The sequence below is a fragment of the Streptomyces sp. NPDC006435 genome (assembly GCF_040612315.1).
Lineage (GTDB): Bacteria > Actinomycetota > Actinomycetes > Streptomycetales > Streptomycetaceae > Streptomyces.
Genome location: NZ_JBEXPY010000097.1, coordinates 1 through 8,398 on the forward strand (window position 1 = coordinate 1; position 8,398 = coordinate 8,398).

Genomic DNA, 8,398 nt, shown 5'->3' on the forward strand with positions numbered 1-8,398 from the left:
CACCGACCCCGTCGCCAACATCACCGCGGCCGCCAACTACGCCGCCGACCGCTACGGCTCCATCGACAACGTCAACTCCGCCTACTGACAAGGGCGTCACGGTCCGCTCCGACCGAGCGGCGAACGCCCACGACCCCACGCGGAACCACTGCGGTACGGCCCTCAGAGCTGCCGCAGGTGATCACGCAACGTGCGGGCCACCTGCGCCATGAGGGCGTCGGCACCGGGCTGGACACTGGCCGGGACGAGCGACTCGGTCAGGACGGCGACGGCGAAGACCTGGCCGTCGGAGTGCTCGACGACACCGATCTCGTGCCGGAGATTGAGGAACGTGCCGGTCTTGGACGACCACGTGGTGGCGTCGGAGCTGAAGTCGGGCGCGAGCCGATGCCGCAGGAGGTTGTGGGACATCAGGTCACGCACGTGCGCGGCCACCTCGGGATGGATCTTCGACGGCCTCCACAGGGCCTGCAGCAGCTCGACGTAGGCGCGTGCGCTGCCGGTACTGGCGCGGGTGGTGTCGAGCTGGGACATCCGGTGCCCGCGGCCGTCGGTACCGGCGCCGATGGCGAGCGAGAGCGCCAGATGGGCCTGAGAGGCGTCGAGGCGCTCCAGCGGGGTGTCGGTGAGCTCGTCCAGGCCGTGCCGGACGGTGATGCCGAGAAGGCCGAAATCGCGCAGCATGGCGGTGACCCGGGCGGGCGGAGTGAGGCCGAACAGCACGTCCGCGGCCACACCGTCGCTCACACAGGTGCTCAGGTAGAGCAGATCGTCGATCGCTATCCGGGCGGGATGCCGAAACCGGCTCAGCCCGGTGGGGCCCGGCGTCGAGATGCGGCCGGGCGGCACGTCGAGCATCGTGGCCCCGTCGAGCTCGCCCAGCCGGATGCGCTCCGCCGTCGCCAGCGCGAGCGGGACCTTGGCCAGGGACGCGGCGGGCAACGGGGTGTCCGGGTCGATCCCCACCTCCTCGCCCGTGTGGAGATCCCGCACGAGCAGACAGCCGTTCAGACCGCCGTCGAGCAGTTGCCGGCGCAGGTCGCCCAGCAGTGCCTCGGTGCTCACTTCGCAACCCCTCCCGTGCCGCCCGAAGCTCCCGTGCCGCCCGCTCCTCCCGTAGTACCGCCCGCAATCGTGTCCGCGCCCAGGCAGCGGCCGATGGCACCGCCCAGCCGCGCCTCGACGTGTTGTGGATTGCCGCCCGCCGACGCGGCGAGGGCGTACCCCCGGCCGAGCGCGATCTCACCGATGGGCCGCCAGACCAGGGAGAGCTCCTCGGCCTGCGCGGGGGAGCACAGCAGCAGGTCGTGCGTGCGGAACACCTCCGCCGCGGCCGTCGTCAGATCGGCCGCCGCGACGAGCTGGGCGGGCCGCAGACCGACCGCGTCCCGCAGCCGGGTCAGCGGGTCGCGGATGTGCGGCACGTCGTCCTCCGGCTGGATCCAGACGCGGCGGGCCGGGCCCGGCGACGCCCGCCCCATCCGTAACGTCTCGATGTAGACGCGCCGCACGCCGGGATCCCGGACCCCGGCCAGCCCGAGCGGCACGGACCACGTCGCCTCGTCGGCGGGCACCGCGAGCAGGGCGGCGCGCACCAGCTGCGAGTGGATGAGCTCGACGCGCTGCGCGGGCACGGCCATGCGGAGGTCGAGCACGATGCCGTGCTCCCGGGCCTCCGCGACAAGCCGGGCCAGACCGGCCGTCGAACAGATACCGGGCATCGCGAGCCGCCAGGGCTTGGACTTCGCGGCGTCGGCCTCGTGCAGCAGCACATCGGCCGTCTGCACGAGCTGTCTGGCCACCGGCAGCATGTCCCGGCCGAAGGCCGTGAGAACGGCCCGCCGGGACATGCGCTCGAACAACTGCTCCCCGAAGAGCTCCTCCAGGGCGGCGACACGACGACTGGCCACCGGCTGCGACATCCGGGCCGCGGCGGCTCCGACGGTGAAACTGCTGTGCTCGCTGACGCTGACGAATGCCCGACACGCTCCGACCAGATCCACGCCCGAACCCTATGTCAGATCCGCATGGAACGGCACGTGAACGTATTGGACCGCATGAGCGCCGAACGGTGAGGGTGGTACCGGCACTCAAGACCACGTCCCGGGACGGGGCCGTGCCGCCCCGTCCTTCATGCGCCCCGCCCGAAGGGCGCCCTGCGGAGGTTCGGATCCATGCAGCAGCACAACAGCCGTGTCCGGCGCGCCCTTCTCGGCGCGCTGACCGCCCTCGCCCTCGTACCACTCGCGGCGTGCGGCGGTGAGGAGCCCCGTGCCTCGTCCCCCATCTCCCCGGCGGCGTACTCCTCGTCCGTCGGGACCGTGCAGCCGGACGGGAAACCGAAACCGTTCACCCATCGATTCAACCAGCTGGAGCGCGAGTTCGACGCCCGGTTGGGCGTGTACGCCATCGACACCGGCACCGGCCGCGAAGTCACCCACAACGCCGACGAACGTTTCGCCCACGCCTCCACGTTCAAGGCACTGGCCGCCGCTGCCGTGCTGCGCAAGTACTCCCTGGACGGGCTGGACGAGGTGGTCAAGTACTCCCGGGACGACCTGGTCAGCGACTCCCCGGTGACCGAGAAGCACGTCGACACCGGGATGACCCTGAAGGCCCTGTGCGACGCCACCGTCCGCTACAGCGACAACACCGCGGGCAACCTGCTCCTCGACCGGCTGGGCGGCCCCCGGGGACTGCAGGCCGTGCTCGCCGGACTCGGTGACGACGTCACCCGGATGGAACGCTACGAACCGCAGCTCAACGAGTGGTCCCCGGGCGCCACGGCCGACACGAGCACGCCGCGGGCGCTCGCGAAGGACCTGCGCGCGTTCGTCCTCGGAGACGTCCTCGGCAAGGAAGAACGCGCGCAGTTGGCGCAGTGGCTGCGGACCAACACCACCGGGGACGAGCTCATCAGGGCCGGGGTGCCCGGGAGCTGGGTGGTCGGCGACAAGACCGGAGCCGGTGGTTTCTACGGCACTCGCAACGACATCGCCGTGGTGTGGCGCCCCGGCGCAGCCCCGATCGTCATGGCGATCCTGTCGAACCGGGGCGAGGCGGACGCCGAGTACGACAACGAACTCGTCGCGCGGGCGGCCTCCGTGGTCGCCGACTCGCTGTCGTAGCGGGTACCGCCCTCAGACGGCAGGGGGCCGGATGCCGTGCCGGACCCAGACGTTGGGTTCGACGTAGACGGCGTGGTCGCGCGCGGTGTCGCAGTGCACCGGTGCCAGGGCGCCGGGTACCTCGACGTCGCCGTCCCGGTCGAAGGGCAGACCGGTCCACTCCCGCCACTGGGCCAGCGAGGCGCTGACCGTCATCGAGGCGGGGGCGACCTTCTCGACGGTTCCGCCGGCCCTGACGTGCACCCGCACCCACGGGTCGGCGGGCAGCCCGTCGTCCCGCAGCCGGCGGAGGTACTCGGCCATGGGGACGTGCGGCTCCAGGTGCTTGGCCGTCGGGCGGACCGGCGCCAGCAGGGCGTCGTGCCCCTGGCGGCCGGCCGCCTGCCGCATCGCCGTCAGCATGCGGGGAGACAGGCCGCGGCCCAGGTAGTCGACGTCCACCGAGATCTCGAGCGCGCTGGCCGCCGTTGGGGTGTTCCCGTACTGCCGGTCGCGGAACGCCCACACCAGCACCCGGTCCCAGCCCTGGTCGGGCATCTCCTCGCGCCCGTCGAGACCGGCGTCGAACGGTACGGCGAACCCTCGTGCGACGATCCGGTCGCCGTCCGTCGCCACCACGCAGTACTGCGGGAACTCCTCGGGAACCCGGCTCAACAAGGCGTTGGCGACCGGCTCGTGGGAGATGAAGGCGGGCCACGCGTCGTCGATCTCGTAGACCCGGGCGATCAACGACGGGTTCTCGTGGAGCGGGACGATCCGGATGTTGTCTTTCTCTGTCACGACGGAGCACCCTGTCACAGGCCCGCGCCGGGACCAAGCCAATTGTTCCGCAGGCGTCCCCGCCCCTTCGTGGCCGTCGGGGACGCCGGACCCGGGACGTCCTCACCGTTTGCTGAAGGTCACTTCCTTTTCGCCCTCCTCGTAGTCGTAGTTGCCGGTGAAGCCCCAGTTCTTCCAGCCACCGTCGCCCTTGTTGGTGATGGTTCCCTCGTCGATGGCGAACACGTCGACACCGTTCACCACCGCGAGGTGCTCAAGACCGGACACCTTGGTGAAGGAGAGGTCGTTGAACGACTTCGCCGTGATGATGTTCTTGCCGGGGAAGGCACGGCCGTACTCGTCGATCAGTGAACGGGTCAGTTCGGAGGCGTCGCCCGGCACCTTGCCGGAGTAGTCCGTGCCGGGGTACGGGCCGCCGTCCGTGTATTTCGGCGTCTCGTCATTGAAGTTCACCGTGCCCGACCCGACGGGGTAGGGGTCGGCGTCCAGGTCGGCGGGGTCCGGGGTGTCGAAGCGGACCTTCGAGCCGTCGCGGTCGAAGTCGCCGTACCACGCCCAGTTGGTGTAGCCGCCGTCGCCGTCGTTGCTGAACTCGCCCTTGTCGAAGACGTAGATGTCGAAGACGGCCCGGCCCGAGGCGATGTCGTCCCCCTGCTCCTCGGCGTGGTACTCGTTGGAGTTCAGCCGGTATCTGCCCTCGTGGACGAACGCATCCGGTTTCTCGGTCCAGTGCGACTTCTGTTCCGAGTGCATCGCGACCACGTTGTAGTCGGGGTAGCAGCGGCGCATGTCGTTCACCAGCATCCGTACCGCCTGGGTGGATGCCTCGGGGTGCAGCGGGGAGTACGTGTTGTAGTACCGGTTCCGGTCGGGCGGATCCTGCCCCTCGACCTGGCAGCCCTCGTCGCCGGGCTTCCAGCCCTCCTTGCGCCTGGGCTTCGGCGGCTCCTCGAACGTGACGGTGCGGCGGTCCTCGCTGATGTCGAACACACCGCGGAACCCCCGGTTCTTCCACCCGAGTTCGGCGTCGTCCGCCCAGGTGAACCTGCCGGTCTTGAACGCGTAGACACGGTACGTCGTGCCGCTGATCGAAACGGTCTCGACCATCGCCGTGCCGTCCATCTCCTGCAGATTGCCCTCATGGGGCTGCGCGATGACGATGTTGTAGCCGGGGAGGCACCAGGCGAGGTCGTCGAGCGCCTGCTTGACCCGTTTCTCCTTGTTCTTCTCGTTGTCGATCTTGTCGATGACGAAATTGACCAGCCAGGAGTATCCCCAGGCGGCCGCCTCGCCGAGCACACCATCGCCCGGAACGGACACCGACGACTCCGATTCCCGTGCCTCGAAGCACATGTCGGGGAGCGCGTTCACCGTCTTGTCGGGGGGCGTGTCGGCGGACTTGGCGACCACCCTGCCGGCGGGGCCGTCGGCCCTGCTGCGCAGGAGGGTGCCCGGCTCGACGGGATCGTGGGAGTCGGCCGGCCCGTTACTTATGACATCGTTGTCTTCCGGGCAGGAACTGCCCGGGGACACACCGATGCGGCACACCTGGCGGTGTGCGGAACGGGAGATGTCGCCCCCGATGGTGATGGCGGCGATCGCGCCGATCACGACGGCGACGACCCCCAGCAGGGCCAGGTACTCGATCGCCGTCTGTCCCGCACCCGAGCGCATGCCGGCGCGTATCCGGTTGCTCCGTCTCATGTGTCACCTCGTCATGGTTCTCTCGCGTCATCCGGGGCCGTCCGCCTGCCGGGGCTCGGACTGTACCGACGGCCCCCGGGCCCACGGACAGGGTCCGGGGGCCTGTCGCCGGGCCCCAAGGAACGGTGGGCGCGGGCACGCGAACCGCGCCCGATGGGCCCGCCGGGCGCGCCGTCCGGCGCCCCCGGCGGGCGGAGATCACCCGGCCCGTTCCTGCGGGGCCGCGGCATCGGCGGGCACGGGCATGCGCCAGGCCACGACCGCGCCGATCACGAGCCCGCCGGCGGCCGACAGGGCGGCGACCGGGAACGGGTCGAAGGAGTGCAGGCCCGGGGCGAACCCGATCCCGACGAAGACCGCCACCCCGGTCGCACCGCCCAGCTGGTCGGCCGCGCGCTGGACGCCCGAGGCGATCCCGGCGTCGGCCTCGGTGACGCCGCTGACCGCGACGTACTGCAGTCCCACGAGGCCGAAGCCCATCCCGGCCGCGATCAGCAGCATGGCCGGGACCAGCACCGTCCCGCCCGCCCGCAGGGTGGAGGCGAGCGCGATCGCCACCATCGCGGCCGCGGTGAACCCGATGCCGACGAGCACGCACGCACGTGCTCCCCAACGGCCCAGCAGACGCGGCACGAGCACGGAGAACACGATCAGTGAGACCGCCAGGGGCAGCATCGCCAGGCCCGCGCCCAACGGGCCGACGCCCAGCCGGTTCTGAAGGTAGAAGGTGAACAGCAGGAACGAGGTCGACAGTGCCCCGCTCAGCAGCATCGTGGCCAGGTTGGCGGCCACCCGCGTGCGGTCGGCGAAGAAGCGCGGCGGCAGCAACGGATCGCGCGAGCGCGCCTCGACGCGCACGAACCCGATCCCGGCCGCCACCGCCCCGGCCAGCGCCCCCGGCACCACCCACGCGGGCGTTCCGGGTTCACCGGCCCCGACCACGCCGAAGGTGAACAGCAGCGGGCAGGCGGTCAGCAGCAGCGCGCCGGGAAGGTCCGGCGGCGGGGTGCTCCCGGCCACGGCCCGGTCATCCTCGACCAGGAGGACGGCCGCCAGCAGCACGACCACGACGAACGGGACCGGGACCAGGAAGACCCACCGCCACCCCAGGTGGGCGGTGATGACCCCGGACAGGACGAAGCCGAGCACGAGACCGCAACTGGCCACCGCCGCCCACACGCCCAGGGCCCGCGACCGGCGCGGACCCTCGGGGAACATCAGGACGACGACGGCCATCGCGGCGGGCAGTGCGACGGCCTCACCCGCGCCCTGCAACAGCCGCGCGACCACCAGCAGGGAAAAAGTGGGGGCCAGGCCCGCCAGCAGCGACGCGGCGCCGAACAGGCCGGTGCCGAGCAGCAGTACCCGCCGCCGCCCGAACAGGTCGCCCAGCCGGCCACCGAGCATCAGCAACCCGCCGCCGGCGATCGTGTAGCCGACCACGACCCAGGTCAGGGAGTGTCCGCCGACACCGAAGGCGGCGCCGATCGAGGGCAGGGCGATGTTGACCACGGTCACGTCGACCGCGATGAAGAACTGCAGCATGGAAACCGCGCACAGCACCAGCCACGTGCGTACGGGGGACGGGCCGTGCCCGGATGAGGGGAGAATGCCGGGGAACATCAGGTGCTCCGTTGCTCAGAAGAGGTTCCGAGCAGCACGAATGTGCCGCTCCGGTCTGATCACGAAGCGGTTGGACGTCCGGGGGAGTGTGCGTCGAACGCCCCGCCGCTAGCGGGGCGTCCTGGTCACCGCGGCGCAAGCGGCCGCGCACGAAGCAGCAGACATGCCGTGAACGTTAGCAGGGCGGGGTGCCCGGAAGGACTGCCTTCCGGGCACCCGCTCCCGTCGTACGGGGAAGGGGCGGGCCCGGAGCCCTCCCCGCCGGCTCAGGTGCGCTTGTAGAACTCGACCTCCCCGAGCGCGATGGGACGTCCCTCGCCCTGTCCCGACGCGTCCCGCAGCACGATCCGGACGGAGACGACGTCGCTGATGCCGGTCCGCAAGGTCTGCTGGCCCGGCTTGTCGGCGAGCGGCATCGCCTTCTTGCGGACCTCGCCGTCCGCCGTGGTGATGAACAGGTCGGCCCGCGTGGGCCTGGCCCCCCGCCGGAACTCCCGGGGATCCTTCGACACCCCGGCGTGCACCGTGACGCCGACCAACCGGAACGGCTTGTCGAAGGCACAGGTCAAGGCCGAGTCGAGCGCGGGCGCCCCCCAGTAGGTGTTGGTCACCCCGTCGACGGCGGCGGACGCCGGATGGCCGGGGGCCTGGGCGCTCGCGGTGGTCCTCGACGGGCCGATCTCCGCCGTCCCGCCGAGCTTGTCCCGCACGTCCTCGAAGAGGTAGCGCCCGACGGGCAGGAACAGGAAGCCCGTGAACAGCAGCCCGAGGACCACCAGCACCAGCAGGATCCGCCGCAGCATCCGGCCCGATCCGCCCCGCGAACGGCGGCGCAGCGGCCACATCGTGCGCCACCAAGGCAACGGTTTCGGCTGTTCCCGGGTCTGCAGCGGTGCGGCACAGCGCCGGCAGAACCGGCGTTCCGGAAGGTTCGGGGTGCCGCACGCGGGGCACGGCGGCCCGTCCGGGGTCTCCTCCGCAGCCACGGGCCGGACGACGGGGCGCCGGGCGACCGGCTCGGCCGGCTGCACCGCGACCACGGGCGCCTCCTCCGCCGGTGGTTCAGGCCGGGCGGGGGCGGGCCGCACCGGCTGCGGCGGCGGGGGCGGTTCCGGGGCCGGTGCCGGCGGCGCTGCGGGCGGTGGCGGCCCGGCGGGTTCCGG

General features: G+C 71.5%; 7 protein-coding genes and 1 pseudogene. 2 read left to right on the forward strand and 6 right to left on the reverse strand.

The window, feature by feature from the left end; translation table 11 throughout:
- Positions 1-88: pseudogene (locus ABZZ04_RS38980) on the forward strand (lytic transglycosylase); the annotation flags it as partial.
- Positions 89-162: 74 nt separating this feature from the next.
- Here ABZZ04_RS38980 and ABZZ04_RS38985 read toward each other — a convergent pair.
- Complete coding sequence (locus ABZZ04_RS38985) at positions 163-1,065, reverse strand: serine hydrolase (protein ID WP_356936984.1); 903 nt, start codon at positions 1,063-1,065, stop codon at positions 163-165.
- On the reverse strand, positions 1,062-2,003 hold the full coding sequence (locus ABZZ04_RS38990; protein WP_356936985.1) for a LysR family transcriptional regulator: 942 nt from the start codon (positions 2,001-2,003) through the stop codon (positions 1,062-1,064). The genes ABZZ04_RS38985 and ABZZ04_RS38990 overlap by 4 nt, the downstream gene beginning before the upstream one ends.
- Before the next feature lie 171 nt (positions 2,004-2,174).
- On the opposite strand from ABZZ04_RS38990, the gene bla reads away from it, so the two are divergent.
- The gene (gene bla / locus ABZZ04_RS38995) at positions 2,175-3,128 is read left to right on the forward strand and encodes a class A beta-lactamase (protein ID WP_356936986.1); all 954 of its coding nucleotides are present in this window, start codon (positions 2,175-2,177) and stop codon (positions 3,126-3,128) included.
- A 12-nt stretch (positions 3,129-3,140) separates the two neighbouring features.
- Here bla and ABZZ04_RS39000 read toward each other — a convergent pair whose 3' ends face one another.
- From ABZZ04_RS39000 to ABZZ04_RS39015, 4 genes are all read right to left on the reverse strand, one after another.
- The gene (locus ABZZ04_RS39000; protein ID WP_356936987.1) at positions 3,141-3,908 is read right to left on the reverse strand and encodes an N-acetyltransferase; all 768 of its coding nucleotides are present in this window, start codon (positions 3,906-3,908) and stop codon (positions 3,141-3,143) included.
- 102 nt (positions 3,909-4,010) lie between these two features.
- A complete protein-coding gene (locus tag ABZZ04_RS39005; RefSeq protein ID WP_356936988.1) occupies positions 4,011-5,612 on the reverse strand; it encodes a hypothetical protein in 1,602 nt (533 codons plus the stop codon).
- 198 nt (positions 5,613-5,810) lie between these two features.
- Positions 5,811-7,157, reverse strand: a complete 1,347-nt coding sequence (locus ABZZ04_RS39010; RefSeq protein ID WP_356936990.1) for an MFS transporter — start codon at positions 7,155-7,157, stop codon at positions 5,811-5,813.
- A 344-nt stretch (positions 7,158-7,501) separates the two neighbouring features.
- A complete protein-coding gene (locus ABZZ04_RS39015) occupies positions 7,502-8,275 on the reverse strand; it encodes a zinc ribbon domain-containing protein (protein WP_356936989.1) in 774 nt (257 codons plus the stop codon).
- Positions 8,276-8,398: the final 123 nt, after the last annotated feature.

Excerpts from the sequence above, each read along its gene's own strand:
- bla (WP_356936986.1), top strand. The coding sequence starts at position 2,175 with ATGCAGCAGCACAACAGCCGTGTCCGGCGCGCCCTTCTCGGCGCGCTG.
- ABZZ04_RS39005 (WP_356936988.1), bottom strand. The coding sequence starts at position 5,612 with ATGAGACGGAGCAACCGGATACGCGCCGGCATGCGCTCGGGTGCGGGA.
- ABZZ04_RS39010 (WP_356936990.1), bottom strand. The coding sequence starts at position 7,157 with ATGCTGCAGTTCTTCATCGCGGTCGACGTGACCGTGGTCAACATCGCC.